This is a genomic window from Lysobacter sp. P5_C4, assembly GCF_054049695.1.
The window spans coordinates 203,693-220,740 of sequence record NZ_JBFULX010000002.1 but is presented as its reverse complement, the minus strand read 5'-3'; the positions used below and the strand labels follow the sequence as shown (position 1 = coordinate 220,740).

Here is a 17,048-nt window from a genome sequence, read left to right as displayed (position 1 = left end):
GCTCAGGCTTCGATTCCGTTGAACGGCGGCTGCGGCGCCTGCGGGCCGTCGAAGGTGTCGCGCCACGCGATGTACGCACCGCCTGCCAGCATCACCAGCATCGCCGCGGCGAACGCGAGCAACGGCACCGCCGCGAGCAATGCGCCGACGGCGGGATGCACGAGACCGCCCAGCCAGCCGAGCAGCGTGGACATCAGCAGGATCACGATCGCCGCGACCAGCGTGCCGGCGGCGAACAACCCGGCGGCGACGAGATTCGCACCCACGTTGCGCACGGAGGCGCGCAGGGCGTCGCGCACGGCTTCCACGATGCCGAGGTTGGAGAACAGCACGAGCGGCACCGCGAACAGCATCACCGCGTAGGTGAAGTAATTGAACGCCAGTTGCGCCACCGCGAGCAGGCCCGGATGCGCGGGCTGCGGCATCACCGGCGTCGCGCCGCCCATCGCGCCGCGTACGGCGCCGAGATATTCCTGCCAGTAGGTCGGCCCGGCCAGGGTGATGAAGACCAGGCCGCCGAGGATCGCCAGGACGATCTGCAACAACCCGAGCAACGCGAGCGCACGCAGGCGCGGCGAACGGAAGGGCGCGAACAGGTCGCGCGCACGCACCGGCCGGCCGGCTTCCGCTTCGCGGATGACGTGCATCATCCCGCCGAGCAGGATCGGCACGAGCACCATCAGGCCGATGAACAAGGGCACGAACAGGACCGCCATCAGCGCCAGGTTCGGCTCCGCGTTCGCGTCCCCGCGCACCGCGACGACGACGGCGACCATCACCAGTGCGAACACGTACATCGTCGCCATGAACAGCAACGCGGCGCCGAACACGGCCTTGGGGTTGCGCGCGCCGAGGTCGATCGCGGCGCGAAACCACGCCAGGCCCTGCGAAACGGGGATCTTGCGGACTTGCATCGAAGCTCCGTCGCGGTGGGGCCGCAGCAGATGGGGGGATGGATCAGGGCACGTGGCGCAGGTGGCGCGCGTGGCGCACGAACCGCCGCAGCACCCGGCGCGCATGCGGCGCGGCCGAGACGTTGCGGCTCACCTGCTTCGCGCAATGCCCTTCGCGCGCGAGCGCATCGTGGCGCGCGCGGACGTAGCCGCGCATGTGCGTGCCGCTGAATTCGGGATGGAACTGGACGCCCCAGACATGCTCGCGCCAGCGGAAAGCGTGGCAATCATCCAGCGGCGACCGCGCGAGCACCAGCGCATCGGCCGGCGCGCGCAGCACGCTCTGCAGATGCGTGGCCTGCGCCGGGAATTGCGCCGGCAGGCCGCGGAACAAGGGGTCTTCTTCGGCCGGCGGATGCAGCTCGAGCCCGATGGTGCCCATCTCGCGGCCCGACGGGTTGTAGCCGACCTCGCCACCGAGCGCGTGCGCGATCAACTGGTGGCCGTAGCAGATGCCGAACAGCGGCACGCCCTCGTGCGCGGCTTCGCGCAGCCACGCGGCACTGCGCTCGCTCCATGCGTGCTTGTCGGTGACCATCGCCCCGGACCCGGTGACGATCACGCCCGCGAAGCCCTCGGTGGAGGGCAGCGCAGCGCCTGCTTCGACGTTCGCCACGACCGCCTCGTCGCGCGACAGGCCGGCGGCGACGCGGATCCAATGGGGAAAGGTGCCGTGCCGACGCATCGAGGCGACGGGCTGGCCGGTTTCGAGGATCAGGAAGGGGCTGTTCAAGGTGGCTACTGGGGGCGAAACGGCCGGAGAATGCAGGCATTGCGCCGGGGCGTCGGCGCGCGCACCTATACTAGCCCGCTTTTACGCCACCACGTCCGCGCACCATGCAGCAGAACGGCAAGCCGGCTCCGATCACGTTCCAGGAATTGATCCAGCGCCTCAACGCGTATTGGGCGGCGCAGGGCTGCGTGCTGGTCCAGCCGCTCGACCTGGAAGTCGGCGCAGGCACGTTCCATCCGGCCACCTTCCTGCGCGCACTCGGCCCCGAGCCGTGGAACGCCGCGTACGTGCAACCGTGCCGCCGCCCCGCCGACGGCCGCTACGGCGAGAACCCCAACCGGCTGCAGCGTTACTACCAGTACCAGGTGGTGATGAAGCCCAATCCCGACAACATCCAGGAGCTGTACCTCGGCTCGCTGGTCGCGCTCGGGCTGGATCCGCTGGTCCACGACCTGCGCTTCGTCGAGGACAACTGGGAATCGCCGACGCTCGGCGCGTGGGGTCTGGGCTGGGAAGTCTGGCTCAACGGCATGGAAGTCACGCAGTTCACTTACTTCCAGCAGGCCGGCGGCCTGGAATGCCGCCCGGTGCTCGGCGAGATCACCTACGGTCTCGAGCGCCTGGCGATGTACCTGCAGAACGTCGACAACGTGTTCGACCTGGTGTGGACGGTCGGTCCGCAAGGCCCCGTGTATTACCGCGACGTCTACCACCAGAACGAAGTCGAACAGTCGGCCTACAACTTCGAACACGCGGACGTGGCCGAACTGTTCCACCGCTTCGACGCGTGCGAAAGCGAAGCGATGAAACTCGTCGAACTGAATCTCCCGTTGCCGGCCTACGACCAGGTCTGCAAGGCCTCGCATGCCTTCAACCTGCTCGACGCGCGCCGCGCGATCGGCGTGACCGAACGCCAGCGTTACATCCTGCGCGTGCGCAAGCTTTCGCAGGCCGTGGCCGAGGCGTATCACGCGCAGCGCGAGAAGCTCGGGTTCCCGGGCCTGAAGAGGGAGACCGTTTGATGGCCGCGATGGAACCGCTGCTGGTCGAACTCGGCACCGAGGAATTGCCGGTCAAGGCATTGCCGGGGTTGGCGCAGGCCTTCTTCGACAACGTCATCGACGGGCTCGTGCGTCGCGGCATCGCGCTGGATCGCGGCGATGCGAAGCCGCTGTATTCGCCGCGCCGCCTCGCGGTGGTGTTGCCGGGCGTGTCCGTCGAACAAGACGAGCAGCGCAGCGAAGTGCTCGGCCCGTATCTCAACGTCGCGCTCGATGCCGAAGGCCAGGCCACGCGCGCGCTGCAGGGTTTCGCGCAGAAGGCCGGCGTCGAATGGACGTCGCTCGAACGCACCACCGACGCCAAGGGCGAGCGATTCGTCCATCGCGCGGTGAAGCCGGGCGCGAAGACCGCCACGTTGTTGCCCGAACTCGTGCGCGACGCCATCGCCGCGATGCCGATCCCCAAGCCCATGCGCTGGGGCGCGCACGAACACACCTTCGCGCGTCCGGTCCACTGGCTCGTGCTGCTGCTCGGCAACGAAGTCGTCGACGGCGAAGTGCTCGGCGTGCGCGCCGGGCGCAATTCGCGCGGCCATCGCTTCCTGCACGACAAGCCGGTGTGGATCCACGCGCCGGGCGATTACGTCGATGCGCTGCGTGGCGCGAAGGTGCTCGTCGATCCCGATGAACGCCGCGAAACCATCGTGCGCGAAGTGCAGGCCGCGGCAACGCAGGCCGGCGGCGTCGCGCGCCTGGCCGACGACAACCTCGCGCAGGTCGCCTGCCTGGTCGAGTGGCCGAGCGCGGTCCTGGGCGGGTTCGAAGCCGACTTCCTCGCCGTGCCGCAGGAAGCGCTCATCGCGACGATGGAAGACAACCAGAAATTCTTCCCGGTGCTCGATGCGAAGGGCAGATTGACGCCGGCCTTCGTCGGTATCGCCAACATCGTGTCGAAGGACGTCGCGGAAGTCCGCAAGGGCTACGAACGCGTGATCCGTCCGCGCTTCGCCGACGCGAAGTTTTTCTTCGTCGAAGACATGAAACAGGGTCTTTCGTCGATGCGCGAGGGCCTTGCGAATGTCACCTATCAAGCGAAGCTGGGCACGCTCGCCGACAAGGGCCGGCGTGTTGCGGCGCTCGCGGAAACCATCGCGCGCGAATTGTTCCTCGACGCCGCGCCTGCGCGCCGCGCGGCCGAGCTGTCGAAGGCCGACCTGCAATCGCGCCTGGTCAACGAATTCCCCGAACTGCAGGGCATCGCCGGCCGCTATTACGCCGCCGTCGAAGGCGAGCCGTCGGACGTCGCGAATGCGATCGACGAGGCGTACATGCCGCGCTTCGCGGGCGATGCGGTCGCACCGTCGCCGATCGGCCAGGTGCTGGCGATCGCCGAACGCCTCGACACGCTTGCCGGTGGTTTCGCCGCGGGTTTGAAGCCGACGGGCAACAAGGACGCCTTCGCCCTGCGCCGCAATGCGCTGGGCCTGGCGCGCACGATCATCGAGTGTGGCATCGACCTGGACCTGCCGCGCCTGATCGAAGCCGCACGCAACCACCTCGGCACGATCGGCGCGCAGATCGCCAACGACGAGCTGTATGACTTCATCATCGACCGCCTGCGCGCGTATTACGCCGACAAGGGCGTGCCGGTGCAGCAGTTCGAAGCGGTCGCTGCGCTGCGTCCGGTCTCCCTGCTCGACTTCGATCGACGACTGCAGGCCATCGGCGCGTTCGCCGTACTGCCGGAAGCCGAAGCGCTGGCCGCGGCGAACAAGCGCATCCGCAACATCCTGAAGAAGGCCGAAGGCGACGTGCCTTCCGCCATCGACGCTGCACGCTTCACCGACGGCGCCGAGCGCGATCTCGGCGAGGCCGTCGATGCGGCCGTCGGCGAAACCGACGCTTCGCTGAAGGCGCGCGATTACGTCGCCGTCCTCGGTCGCCTTGCGCGACTGCGCCCGCAAGTGGACGCTTTCTTCGACCAGGTGATGGTGAATGTCGACGACGCCGCGGTGCGCAACAACCGCCTGGCGTTGCTGAAGCGGCTCGCCGATCGCCTCGGCAGCGTGGCCGCGATCGAGCATCTCTCGACATAAGTCCTCGCCCGGCCGGGTATGCTCCGGCCGTATGGTCCCGGTCTCCCCCCGCCCGGTCTTCCAGTTCCTGTGCTTGTCCGCGCTCCTCGCGAGCGCGGCGCCGGCGTTCGCCGCCAAGGTGGCGGACGTGCAGGTGCGCGGCCTCGACCCGGTGATGACCGAAAACGTGAAGCGCTCGCTGTCGCTGGTCGATGCGATCGGCCGCGACGTCTCCGGCCGCCGCATGTCGTATCTCGTGCGCGAGGCCGAAGCGCAGACGCGCGAGGCGCTGGAGCCGTTCGGTTACTACTCGCCGACGATCAAGATCGAACGCACGCGCGTGCCCGATGCGCCGGTGACGGTGACCATCGACGTGCAACTCGGCGATCCGGTGCGCGTGCGCAATGCCGACGTGGGTATCGACGGCGAAGGTGCGGGCGACCGCTATCTGAAAACGGAAATCGACGCCTTCAAGCCCACGAAGGGCGAGGTGTTCGACCACGCGATCTATGAAGCGTCGAAGGCGCGGGTGACGCGCCGACTCGCCGAACGTGGCTATTTCGACGCCGATTTCACCACGCGCAAGGTGGAAGTCACCCGCGCCGACCATGCGGCCGATGTATCGCTGCGCTGGAACAGCGGCCTCCGATACGACATGGGGAAGGTCGCCTTCGTGCAGACGCCCAAGCGCATCGTGCGCGACGCCCTGCTCGGCAAGCTGGTCTACTGGAACGAAGGCGAGTACTACCACCAGGGCCGCCTGGACCGCCTCCGCAAGTCGCTGACCTCGCTCGATTACTTCTCGCGCATCGAAATCGAACCGCAGCCGGAGAAAGCCGTCGACGGCCAGGTGCCCGTCGTCGTCACGCTCGTGCCGGCCAAGCGCGATGTCTACACCGCGGGCGTGAGCTACGGCACCGACAGCGGCGCGGGCGTGCGCCTGGGGTTGGAACGGCGCTACGTCAACGACCGCGGGCACAAGGCGCTCGCGCAGATCGACTACGCGCAGCGCAAGAAGACGGCGACCCTGCAGTATCGCGTGCCGGCCTTCCTCTGGCTCGATGGTTGGTACACGGCGAGCCTGCAACTCGCCGACGAGGAAACCGAGTTCGCCGATACGCGCCGCCTCGAACTGGTCGGCAGCCGCAGCGGTGAAATCAACCGGTATCTCACGGCCACGGTGTCGCTGCATGCATTGCGCGAACGCTGGCGCTTCCCGTCCGACAATCCGCTCGATCCCGAAGTGCCGTATCAGTACGCCTCGCTGTTGTACCCCGCGCTCACCGCCGAATACATCGACGCCGACGATCGCCTGTATCCGCGCCGAGCGTTGGCCGGCACGGCAACCGTGCGTGGCGGCATCCAGGGCTTCGGCTCGGATGCGACGTTCCTGCAGCTGCACACGACGGCGCGCTGGATTCGCGGTCTGGGGCCCGACAATCGCCTGTTGCTGCGCGGCGAATATGGGCACACCTTCACCGATGAACTCTTCCAGATTCCGTTGAGCCTGCGCTATTTCGCGGGCGGCGACCGCAGCGTGCGCGGTTACGGTTGGCGCGAGATCGGGCCACGCAACGGCGACTTCGCCGAAGGCGCGAAGAACGTCCTCACCGGCAGCGTCGAATTCGAACGCTACTTCCTGCGCGATTGGGGCGGCGCGGCCTTCGTCGATTTCGGCGATGCCTACGATGGCGGCACGCCGAATCTGCACTACGGCGTCGGCATCGGCGCGCGATGGCGATCGCCGGTCGGTCCGGTGCGCGTTGATGTCGCGCGCGGGCTGACGGGCGAAGAAGCGGGCTGGACCGTGTCGCTCAATATCGGGGCGGACCTGTGAGGGGCGTGCCGCTCACGCCGGAACAGCGCGCCGAACGTGCAGCGACACGGCGTGCGTTCGCGCGCAAGGCGGCGATTCGCTCGACGCTCGGCGCGCTCGTGCTCGGCGTGCTCGTGTTCGCACTGGCGTACTGGCTGCTGACGACGGTCGGCGGACGCGATGTGTTGCTCGCGCAGGTCGTCGCGCGCTTGCCCGCAGGCGCGACGCTGACCTGGAACAGCGCAGAAGGGCCGGTGTCGGGGCCACTGACGCTGCATGGCGTGCGCTTCGATTACGCATCCGATCCCGCGCAGCCGGCCAGGCGCATCACGTTCACCGCGAAGACCGTGCACGTCGATCCCGCGATTCGCCCGTTGCTGGGGCGCACGCTGCGGCTGGACGCGCTCGAGGTGCGCGGCGCTACGCTCGAACTCCCCGAGAGCAACGAACCCTTCGAATTCCCGCGCTGGCCCGAATCGCTCCCGAAGATCGCGCCGCCGCTGGCCTTGCAGGCCGACACCATCCGCATCGAAGGTCTGCGCGTCACGCGATCCGCCGCGCCGATGATTGCGATCCGTTCGGCGAGTGGCGGCTTGCGTGCGTCGCAAGGCTTGCTGCACGTCGAACACCTCCGGGTCGACAGCGATCTCGGCCGCTTCGCGATGCACGGCGATTACGTGCCGCGCGAGCGCTATCGCACCGATTTCGTCGCGACGGCCGTGTTGCCGGCGCAACGCGGGCGCACGGCGCCGCGTTTCGGCATCGTCGCGCGCGGCGATGTCGCGAAACTCGATGTCGCAGTGGCCGGGCGCCTGCCCGCACCGGCGCAAGCAACGTTCACGCTGCGCGGTGAACCCGATCCGCGTTGGCACCTGCGCGCGAAGGCGCCCGTCCTGGATCTGTCGCTGCTGCGCGGCGGCGAGCCCGGCGAAACGCCGCTCGCCGTCGCGCTTCGCGCCGATGGCCTGGGGGGAAGCGCAACGATCGCCGGTTCGGTGCAACAGGGCGATCTGCGTGCAGTGATCCAACCCTCGAAGGTGCGTCTGGACGACAAGGTGCTCACCGTCGAACCGCTGGTCATCGATGCGCTCGACGGCCGCACGCGTTTGCAGGGCTACGCAGACTTGCGCGACCCCGATCACCGGAAGCTGCGCTTCGCCGTCAATGCGCGCGGCCTGCGTTGGGGTGGCACGCAGGATGCGCCGGCGGTCGTCGCCGATGCGGATTTCGGCGTCGCGGGCAAACCCGATGCGTGGGCCGCAAAGGGAGAAGGCCGGTTCCTGCGCGAAGGCCGGCGCGCGACGCTGCGATTCGATGCACGCGGCGACACGGTGCATGCGGTCATCAACGCGCTGCAGGCACGCATGCCGAGCGGCACGCTCGATGCGAAGGGCGACGTGCGCTGGTCGCCCACGCTCACGTGGCAGCTCGATGCATCCCTGGCGGGCTTCGATCCCGGTTATTTCGTGCCGTCCTTTCCAGGCCGCGTCGAAGGCAAGCTGGCGACGCGCGGCAGCGCGCGCAGCGATGGACAGGGGTTCGACGCGACGCTCGATGCACCGTCGCTGCGCGGTACGTTGCGTGGGCGTGCGCTCGATGCGCGGGCGAAGCTCGCGCTGCACGGCAGCGATGTCGAAGGCGATGTTGCGCTCGCATTGGGCGGGAGCCACGCGTCGGCGAAGGGGCGCGTCGGTGCGACGCTCGCGGTGGATGCGCGCTTCGAACCGCTGCGCCTGGACGATCTGATGCCCGGTGCGGGCGGTGTCCTGCGTGGCACGGCGTCGCTGCGGGGTCCGCGCGCGACGCCCGACATCCAGGCGGACCTGACCGGCGACGCGCTGCATTGGGGGGATTACCGTGCAGCGTCGCTGCGCGCGAACGGCAAATTGCCCTGGCGCAATGGCAGCGGCGCGCTGCATGTCGAGGTGCGCGATGCGCAGGCGGGCGTCGCGGTTTCGCACCTGGTCGTCGATGCGCGGGGTGCGATGGAGCGCCTTTCGCTCGAGGCGACCGCCGACACCGCGTATGGCGGCGCAGCACTGTCGGGCGATGCGGCCAAGCGCGGTGCGCAATGGGGCGGCACGTTGTCGACCTTGCGCCTGTCGCCGATGAAGGGGGCGCCGTGGGCGCTCGATCATCCGACCGCGTGGCGCTGGGACGGAAACAACGGCGCACTGTCGAACGCGTGCCTCTCCACGCAAGGGGGCGGCGCATTGTGTGCGAGTGCGGATTGGCCGCGACGCGGGCTCGACGTGCGCGCCGATCGCCTGCCGCTCGAACTCGTGACGCCCTGGCTGCCGCCGCGCGACGACGGCCGCCCGTGGCTCCTGCACGGGGACCTGCAATTGGTCGGGCATCTGCAACCGGTCGGCAACGCGTGGCGCGGGAACGTGCGCTTGACCTCGGCCGAGGGCGGCTTGCGCAACAGCGAACGCGCGCGTCGCGACTTGCTGTCGTACTCGGGATTACAGCTGGAGGCGCAGTTCGATCCGCAACGCATTTCCGGCACGCTGGGTTCGACGTTCAACGAAGACGGGCGCGTCGACGCGCGCATCGCGACGGGTTGGGACGACTTCGCACCGCTGTCGGGCCAGGTCACGCTGCGCACCGATTCGTTGACGTGGATGGAGCTGTTGTCGCCGGACATCGTCGAGCCGACGGGATTGATCGACGGCAACATCGCGCTGGGCGGAACGCGTGCGCAGCCGTCGCTCGGGGGCCAGGCGCATTTGTCGAACTTCCGCACGGAAGTGCCGTCGCTCGCCCTCGAACTGACCGATGGCGACGTGCGGCTCGACGCGCTGCAGGACGGCACGGCGCGCATCGCAGGCACGATCCGCTCCGGTGAAGGCACGCTGCGTGTCGATGGTTCGCTCGGATGGCGCGGCGACGACACGCCCCTCGTCCTCCAGGTCACCGGCGACAAGGTGCTCGCCGCCGACACGCGCGACCTGCATGCCGTGATCGCGCCGAACGTCGCCGTGCGTTACGTGGCGAAGCAACCGCTGGAGGTCACCGGCACCGTCACGGTGCAGGAAGCACGCATCGCCCTGGAAGGCTTGGAAGGCGGTGCGACGCGCTCGCCGGACGTGGTCGTGCTCGATCCGGTCGATCCGAAGCGCACCGCCGATTCGCCGCTTTCGCTCGACCTCGCACTCGTCCTGCCCGAGGGTTCGGTGGCACTCAACGGCTTCGGCCTGGAGGGCACGCTCAACGGGCAATTGCGCGTGCGCCAGCGTCCGGGCCGCGAGATGATCGGCAACGGCACGCTGGAAGTCGCCGGCACTTACAAGGCCTATGGACAGAAGTTGTCGGTCTCGCGCGGCGAACTGACCTGGAGCAATTCGCCGATCGTCGATCCCTTGCTGGACGTGCGCGCCGAACGCGTCGTCGGCGATGTCACCGCGGGCATCCAGGTACGCGGTCATGCGACCGCTCCGCAAGCCGAAGTGTGGGCCGATCCTGCGATGGACGAATCCGAAGCGCTCGCCTATCTCGCGCTCGGCCGCCCACTCAGCAGCGCAAGCAGCGAAGAGGGTCGTCAACTCGATGCAGCCTCGGCCGCCTTGTCGGCCGGCGGTGGATTGCTGGCCTCGCAACTCGCCACGCGCCTGGGCTTCGACGATGCCGGCGTGATGGATTCGCGCGCGCTCGTTGGCAACGTGTTTGGCGTGGGCAAATATCTTTCGCCGAAGTTGTATGTCGGTTACGGCGTTTCGTTGCTCGGCACCGGGCAAGTGCTCACGCTGAAATACCTGCTGCGCAAGGGCTTCGATATCCAGATCGAATCGAGCACGGTGGAGAACCGCGGCTCGTTGAACTGGCGTAAGGAAAAGTAGTCGCGCACGTTACGGCGACATTTCCGGCCTGAGGGAAGGATGCATCTGAATCTCCGTGGGCCGATGTTCCATTGTGTGGGCTGAAGCTTTGTCGGGATAGTGCGCGACGATTTTTCAGGCCTTCCTTCCCATGTCGCCCAAGTCCTTCCGCAAACGTCTGCACCGTGCGCAGGCACTCGTCACCACGACGCTTCTCGCATGGAGCGCGTGTGCGACGGCCAACGTCGTCGTCTATCCGATGACAACGCACATCGCGCCCGCGCACGAAGGCATCGGCCAGATCGAATTGCATTCGAAAAGCGACCGCGTGCAGTACGTGAAGGTGCGCGTCGCGGAGATCGTCGCGCCAGCGACGCGCGATGAGCGCGAGAACACCTTGTCCGCCGACGATGCGCTCGTCGTGTCGCCGCAGCGCCTGGTCTTGTCGCCCGCCTCCACGCGGACCGTCCGCCTCATCGCGCCGGTCGCGCCGCAGGAAGAGAAGGCCTATCGCGTTTATTTCGAGCCCGTCGACGCACCGTCCGACGCCACGTTCGACGAGACCGCCAGCGCCGACGTCTCGACCAAGCTCGGCATCAACCTCGTCTGGGGTGCCCTGGTGCGCGTGTTGCCGGAGAACGGGCGCGTCGGTGCGCGCCTCCTCGAAGATGGCAAGCGCCTGCAGAACACCGGAACGCTGCGCATCGGCGCGTTGAAGATCGGCCGCTGCTCCGCGGTCGACAGCGAACGCGACTGCCGCTGGTCCGATGTCAACCGCAGCATCTACCCCACTTACGCGATCGATGTGCCGGACATTCCAGGCACGGGCCACCTGGTGCTGCGCTACCAGACCAGTCAGGACGAGACGCCGAAGCTGCTCGCACTGCAGCCCTGACGCCACGGCGCGCGCCGCGCGCCACAACCGAATCGGGCAACCGCCCGTATTTCTGCCCGATGCCGGCCGCTTGCTGCGCGTCGTCGCGGGCTCACACCAAAGCAACCAAGGATTTTCAACGCATGAAGCTTCTTACGCTCGTGCCGGCCCTCGCGCTGGCCCTCGTTTCGTTCTCCGCCGCCGCCACGCAGAAGGACATCACGGTCGTCGCCAGCGTCGACCCGGCGGTGGAACTGCTGCAGGCCGACGGCACCCCGCTGCCGACCACCATGACGATGGCCTACCTGCCGGGCACCGGCCTGCAGCCGACCGAGGTCAACACCCGCATCTTCACCAATGCCATCAGCAACATGTCGATCCGCCTGGCCGCCATGCCGACGCTGATCAACAACACCAATGCGGCTGCCCCGGCGGTTCCGCTGGCGGTGACGTTCGGCGGCACGGCGGTGACCACCACCGCGGTCGTGCTGACCCAGGCCAACCTGTTCCCGGGCGGCGACATCACCGGCGGTTCGGTCGCGCAGGCCCTGCGCATTTCGCAGGCGACGCCGGGTGCCATCGCGCTCGCGGGCACCTACCAGGGCGTCGTCGGCGTCGTGGTCACGCCGACCCCGTAAGGCCATCGACGACGGGGCACGCACGCGCTGCGTGCCCCGCGTCATTCCCGACCCAACCGGATACCGCCCGTGCCTCGTCGCCTCCTGCTCTCCCTCGCGATTTCGTCCTGCCTTTTCGATGAGGCGGTGGCAGGCATGCTGACGCATTCGGACGTGCCGGCCGGTTTCGAAAGCCTGGTCGACGGCCAGGTCGAACGCCTGGAAGTGCGCATCGCGGGCACCTCGCTCGGCCTGCATCCGGTGTTGGTGCGGCCCGACAGCCTGCACTTCGAGGATGCGGCGCGCCTTGCGCAGAACATGGTCGATGCCGGCGTCACGGCGCCCGTCGAATCGCTGCTCGCTGCGCTGAACACGCAGATGCCCGCCAATCGCCACCTGGCCTGCGGCGATGCCGCCGTCGTCGAGACGCAATGCGGGTACGTCGCGACCGAGCAGGTCGCCGCCATCTTCGACGAAACGAAAGGCGTGGTGGAACTCTTCGCGAATCCAGCCTGGTTGCCGATCGCCTCGGCACGTTCGCGCTGGATCGCGCCGACGCCCGCGGTGAACGCCCTCGTGCATCGGCACGGCTTCAATTATTCGGACAACGCCGACTACCGCGCTTTCAGCGCGAATGGCGTTGGCGCGCTGGGCCTCGGACAGCGCGGTCATTTCGGTTTCGAATGGCAATACGCGAACAACCGTCGCGACGGCATCGGCGAAAGCCATTTCGCCTTCGACGATGCCTATTACCGGCACGACCTGGACCGCACGCACTACCTGCAGGCCGGTCGGATGGACATGCATGGTCTCGCCAGTCCGTTGGGCGGCAGCTTCCAGCTTTCCTTGTTGCCCCTGGGCCGCATCGATGGCGTGCGCGCGGGCACCACGTTGGCGTGGATCGACCAGGAACAAGCCGGACAAGGCACGCCGGTCTCGAGCGTGTTGTCGCAGCGCGCGCGCGTGGATGCGTTCCGCGGATCGCAACTGCTCTCGACGTCCTACCTCGACGCGGGCATGCAGGCGATCGACACGCGGTCGTTTCCCGTCGGCAGTTATCCGGTCACCTTGCGCGTGATCGAGAACGGCCGCGAGACGCGCAGCGAATCGGTTGCGTTCAGTCGCACCGGTGGCGAAGTCCTCGGTTCCGATCAGTGGCAGTGGTTCGCGCAGGGTGGCCGCGTCGTCGATGTGCCCGGCGATGCGAAGTCGCGCGATGTCGCGCAGTTCGGCGTGCGCCTGCCCACGATGCGCGGTGCAACGTTGAGCAATGCGACGACGGTGTTCGACTCTCGACGCGCGTACAACGAAACGCGCGTGGATTGGCACGCGGTGACGGGGCTCGGGGCGTGGACGGTTTCGGCCGGTGCGTTGGTGGGCAGCGACGGCACGCGGGGGGATCTGCAGCAATTGAGCGTCGGGCGCACCGTGGCGTTGAATCTGTATCGCCAGGCGATGCGCGCGAAAGACTGTCGCGTGCTGGAGGACTGGCCCGCGCCGCGCGGATGCCAGACGTCGTTGACCTCGACAGTGTCGCTGCCGCTCGCTGGCGGTTCCCTGACGGCCGGCTACACCTACGGCGGCGCCGATCAATTCGACGCGCCATGGCAAGACCCGCTGTCGCTGCACTTGGATTCGGGCATGCATCGCCAGCGCAACGAGGGGTTCGATGCGACGTTCGCGCGCGCGTTCTCGGTGCAGGGCGGTTCCCTGTCGTTGCGCATGGGCGTGTACCGCCGCGAGGCGAGCAACGTGACCGACGATGGCGTGCATGCCTCCTTGTCGTTCTCGCGACATCGCAACGCGTCGCAACCCGCGCGTGCGTCCGTGCATCAGTCGGCCTCGGTGGACGCGCGATCGGCGCGAAATGGCGACGACGGTGCGCAGTTGCGCGCGTCGCAGACGCACCGTTGGGACGGCGCCTCGCAGCGCGAGGTGACCGTTTCGGCAGCCGCCGACACCGATTCGCGTTGGGAAGCCGGCATCGATGGCCGCGTGGATGGACGCTACGGCAGCGCCGGCGCGTCCGCGTTCAATTACGACACGCAAACGGGGTCGAACATCGCCTGGACGGCGAACCACACCGGATCGATCGCACTTTCGCGCCATGGCCTGTTCCTCGGCGCGGGTGTGGCAGGCGGGACGCCTGGCGCGGGCCTCGTCATGCGCGTGAACGATTCCGCGCGCCGGTATCCGGAGGGAAGTATTGCGGCGAAGGTCGCCGGCGCTTCGGCCGACGACGTGCAGCTGGGCTTCGGCGAAGCGATGTTGTTGCCGATGGAGGGTTATGCCGCGGTGCGCACGCATGTCGCGGACGGCGATGGATCGCGGCACAGCCTCGGCACGATCGTCTCCGGCGCGGGTCGCCGCGACTGGTTCCTGCCGCCCGGGAAGCTCGGCATGCATCCGATCGAAGCGACCTTGACGATGACGTATGTCGGCCGCCTGGTCGATGCGCGTGAGCAGCCGCTGTCGCATGTGTTGTTGCTGGAGTCGCCCACCGGCCAGACCGGGGAGGACGGAAGCTTCATCGCGGAATTCGATGGCCATCCGGAGCGGATCTTTGCGCTCGATCCGCTGCAGTTGCATGTGTGCGACGTCGCGGCGCCCGATGCGGCCGCGGCCGTGCAGCGATTGGGAACGTCGCATTGTCGCGTCGGCAGCGTCGACGAATTGCCGGTCGAATTGCGCGACGGCGAACGATTCAAACGGTGGGCGCTGCGTCGCATGGCGAATCTGCAGGCGAACATCGAGCAGGGGGCGCCGTGATGCGTCGTTGCCTGCTTGCGTTGTCGCTTTCCGCCATCGGATGCCTGGATTCGGCGTCCGCGCAGATCATCGTGCCGACCGACAACCACGTCGCAGTCTCCGGAAACGTGACGCGTGGATCGGCCGCGGCGCAGCTCAACATCTGGACCAGGGCAACAGGCGGAAGCGATCCAGGATCACCCTATTTCTGGGGGCGGAACCATTGGACGTGCTGGTCGGCCTCGAATCCCGAAAAAGGCGCGTGCCCCACCATCGGCGCGTGGTATTTCAGCCAGACAGTGACAGCAATTCCCTTGCGCTTCACCGAGGCCCGGTCGGGCGTGTCCATCGTCCTCAATGTGCAGGCCTACGCGGAATGGTCATGGACCAACATCTACTGCACGAGCCACTGGCGCCACATCGGCGATATCGCAACGGCCACCTGTAGTGGGGTCCCAAATGACGGGAAAATGCTCACGGCCTACGTGCCGTCGAGTGAACTTGCACGTCTCCCGATTGGCGGTGTGTGGAAGGCTAATTTGCATTTGCGCCTCAATGAGGGGGGAGGCGGGCCGATCGCGGAGTTCACCGCCGCGATCACTGCCAACGTCACCGATGACCAGAACATGCAGGTATTCCTGCCCGAGTTCGGATCGGCGACGCCGCGCGTCGATCTGAACTTGCGCTCCCTGCCCTCCGTCGGCGGTGCGCGTACTTCCGGCGAACGCACGCTGGATGCCTGTCTCTACGACGGATTCAATACGAACAGCCAGCGCTACACGGTCCGCATGACCGATCCGTCGTCGACCGGCGCCGACGAGGCCGGTCGCTTCTTCGTGCGACATCCAGCACCGCAGGGTGCGGCAGGCCAGAACCGCATCGAGTACGAAGTGCGCTCGATGACACTGCCATTTGGCTCGACGCAATATCAATCCGGCCAGGATCGCGTCTTCGCCAATATTCCCGACGCCGAGCGTCGCCAGGTGTTTCTCGCGAACATCCCGGTGCCGGTGATCTGCACACCATGGCCCCTGACCTTGCGCACGCCGGAGTTCACCAGCGCCGACAAGCGCGCCGGCCACTACAGCGGCGTGCTACGCATTGAGTTTTCCGCTTCGACGACCGCCCCCTGAGGGCACAGCGTCGCGCGGGGAGCCAGCAGGCGAACATCAAACAAGGGGAACCGTGATGCGTTGTTGCGTGCTTAAGTTATTGCTCACCGGATTCGGTTGTCTGGGCTCGGCGTCGGCGCAGGTCATCGTGCCCGCCGATAACCACGTCGTCGTTTCCACGAACGTGACGCGCGGATCAGTTTCGTCGGGTTATTTCTATCTCTGGACAGCGGCAACAGGGGGACGCGACCCGCTAGCTCCCCAACGGTGGGGAACGAACTTTTGGACATGTTTGTCCGCCTCGGATACGGACAAAGGCGCGTGCCCTACCAGCGGTGTGTGGAGTAGCAAAAGTGACTATACGAGGATTCCTTTGCGCTTCACCGAGGCGCGATCGGGAATGTCCTTCGTACTCGAAGTGGCGGCTTTCAATCTAACACGTTGGTCCGATGGTTGGGCCTCAGGGCAGTGCAACCCGAACGCCCCCATGAACTTGATCAATGATGCCGTCGGTGCCGCTTGCGCTACCACCAGTGGTCCCTTGAATGATGAGAAGCACCTCAGGGCCCACGTGCCGATGACTGAACTTGCCCGTTTGCCGATTGGCGGTGTGTGGCAAGCCAAACTCCACTTGCGGCTCAACCAATGGGGCGGCGGGCAGCTGGCCAACTTCACCGCCGCGATCACCGTCAACGTGACCGACAACCAGAACATGCAAGTGTTCCTGCCCGAGTTCGGATCGGCGACGCCGCGCGTCGATCTGCACCTGCGTCACCTCCCCTCCGTCGGTGGTGCGCGCGTTTCCGGCGAACGCACGGTCGATGCCTGCATCTACGACGGCTTCAACGCCCACAGCAAGCGCTACACCGTTCGCATGACCGATCCGTCCGCGACAGCAGGAGACGAGGTCGGCCGCTTCTTCATCCGACATCCATCGCCGCAGGGCGCGGCAGGTCGCAATCGCATCGAATACCAAGTGCACTCGACGACGCGGCCCTTCGGATCGACGCAGTATCAATCCGGCGTGGATCGCGTCTTCGCCAGCATTCCCGATGCCGAGCGTCGCCAGGTGATGCTGCCGAATCTCCCCCTGCCGGTGATCTGCACCCCGTGGCCGCTGACCTTGCGCACGCCGGAGTTCGCGAACGGCGACAAGCAGGCGGGCCACTACAGCGGCGTGCTGCGCATGGAGTTTTCCGCTTCGACGACCGCGCCGTGACGATGCAGCAATAAAAAACCCCGGCCGTTGCCGGCCGGGGTCAAGCGATCCCCTTGGGGAAGACCGCGTGGGAGGTTTACGT

General features: G+C 67.2%; 11 protein-coding genes. 9 read left to right on the top strand and 2 right to left on the bottom strand.

Annotation, left to right across the window (positions count from 1 at the left end):
• Nucleotides 1-2: 2 nt before the first annotated feature.
• Nucleotides 3-914: a BPSS1780 family membrane protein gene (locus tag ACXJJ8_RS05475; protein WP_499027460.1), complete on the bottom strand. Its 912-nt coding sequence runs from the start codon at nucleotides 912-914 to the stop codon at nucleotides 3-5.
• Nucleotides 915-957: 43 nt separating this feature from the next.
• A complete protein-coding gene (locus ACXJJ8_RS05470; RefSeq protein ID WP_499027458.1) occupies nucleotides 958-1,686 on the bottom strand; it encodes a glutamine amidotransferase in 729 nt (242 codons plus the stop codon).
• A gap of 104 nt (nucleotides 1,687-1,790) precedes the next feature.
• Here ACXJJ8_RS05470 and glyQ point away from each other — a divergent pair, with 104 nt between their 5' ends.
• The 9 genes from glyQ (at nucleotide 1,791) to ACXJJ8_RS05425 (ending at nucleotide 16,966) form a co-directional block, all read left to right on the top strand.
• Nucleotides 1,791-2,708 carry a glycine--tRNA ligase subunit alpha gene (gene glyQ, locus ACXJJ8_RS05465; RefSeq protein ID WP_499027456.1) on the top strand — a complete coding sequence of 306 codons (918 nt, stop codon included), beginning with the start codon at nucleotides 1,791-1,793 and terminating at the stop codon, nucleotides 2,706-2,708.
• Nucleotides 2,708-4,783: a glycine--tRNA ligase subunit beta gene (glyS, locus tag ACXJJ8_RS05460; RefSeq protein ID WP_499027454.1), complete on the top strand. Its 2,076-nt coding sequence runs from the start codon at nucleotides 2,708-2,710 to the stop codon at nucleotides 4,781-4,783. The genes glyQ and glyS overlap by 1 nt, the downstream gene beginning before the upstream one ends.
• 73 nt (nucleotides 4,784-4,856) lie before the next feature.
• A complete protein-coding gene (locus ACXJJ8_RS05455) occupies nucleotides 4,857-6,599 on the top strand; it encodes an autotransporter assembly complex protein TamA (protein ID WP_499027453.1) in 1,743 nt (580 codons plus the stop codon).
• 5 nt (nucleotides 6,600-6,604) lie between these two features.
• Nucleotides 6,605-10,417 carry a translocation/assembly module TamB domain-containing protein gene (locus ACXJJ8_RS05450; protein WP_499027451.1) on the top strand — a complete coding sequence of 1,271 codons (3,813 nt, stop codon included), beginning with the start codon at nucleotides 6,605-6,607 and terminating at the stop codon, nucleotides 10,415-10,417.
• A 130-nt stretch (nucleotides 10,418-10,547) separates the two neighbouring features.
• Nucleotides 10,548-11,291 carry a hypothetical protein gene (locus ACXJJ8_RS05445; protein WP_499027449.1) on the top strand — a complete coding sequence of 248 codons (744 nt, stop codon included), beginning with the start codon at nucleotides 10,548-10,550 and terminating at the stop codon, nucleotides 11,289-11,291.
• A 122-nt stretch (nucleotides 11,292-11,413) separates the two neighbouring features.
• Nucleotides 11,414-11,908, top strand: a complete 495-nt coding sequence (locus ACXJJ8_RS05440) for a CS1 type fimbrial major subunit (protein ID WP_499027445.1) — start codon at nucleotides 11,414-11,416, stop codon at nucleotides 11,906-11,908.
• Nucleotides 11,909-11,977: 69 nt separating this feature from the next.
• Nucleotides 11,978-14,656 (top strand): TcfC E-set like domain-containing protein, encoded by a 2,679-nt coding sequence (locus tag ACXJJ8_RS05435; protein ID WP_499027443.1) that lies wholly within the window; start codon nucleotides 11,978-11,980, stop codon nucleotides 14,654-14,656.
• Nucleotides 14,656-15,768 carry a CblD like pilus biogenesis initiator family protein gene (locus ACXJJ8_RS05430; RefSeq protein WP_499027441.1) on the top strand — a complete coding sequence of 371 codons (1,113 nt, stop codon included), beginning with the start codon at nucleotides 14,656-14,658 and terminating at the stop codon, nucleotides 15,766-15,768. Before ACXJJ8_RS05435 ends, ACXJJ8_RS05430 begins: the two co-directional genes overlap by 1 nt.
• A 55-nt stretch (nucleotides 15,769-15,823) precedes the next feature.
• The gene (locus tag ACXJJ8_RS05425) at nucleotides 15,824-16,966 is read left to right on the top strand and encodes a CblD like pilus biogenesis initiator family protein (RefSeq protein ID WP_499028582.1); all 1,143 of its coding nucleotides are present in this window, start codon (nucleotides 15,824-15,826) and stop codon (nucleotides 16,964-16,966) included.
• The last annotated feature ends 82 nt before the right edge of the window (nucleotides 16,967-17,048 follow it).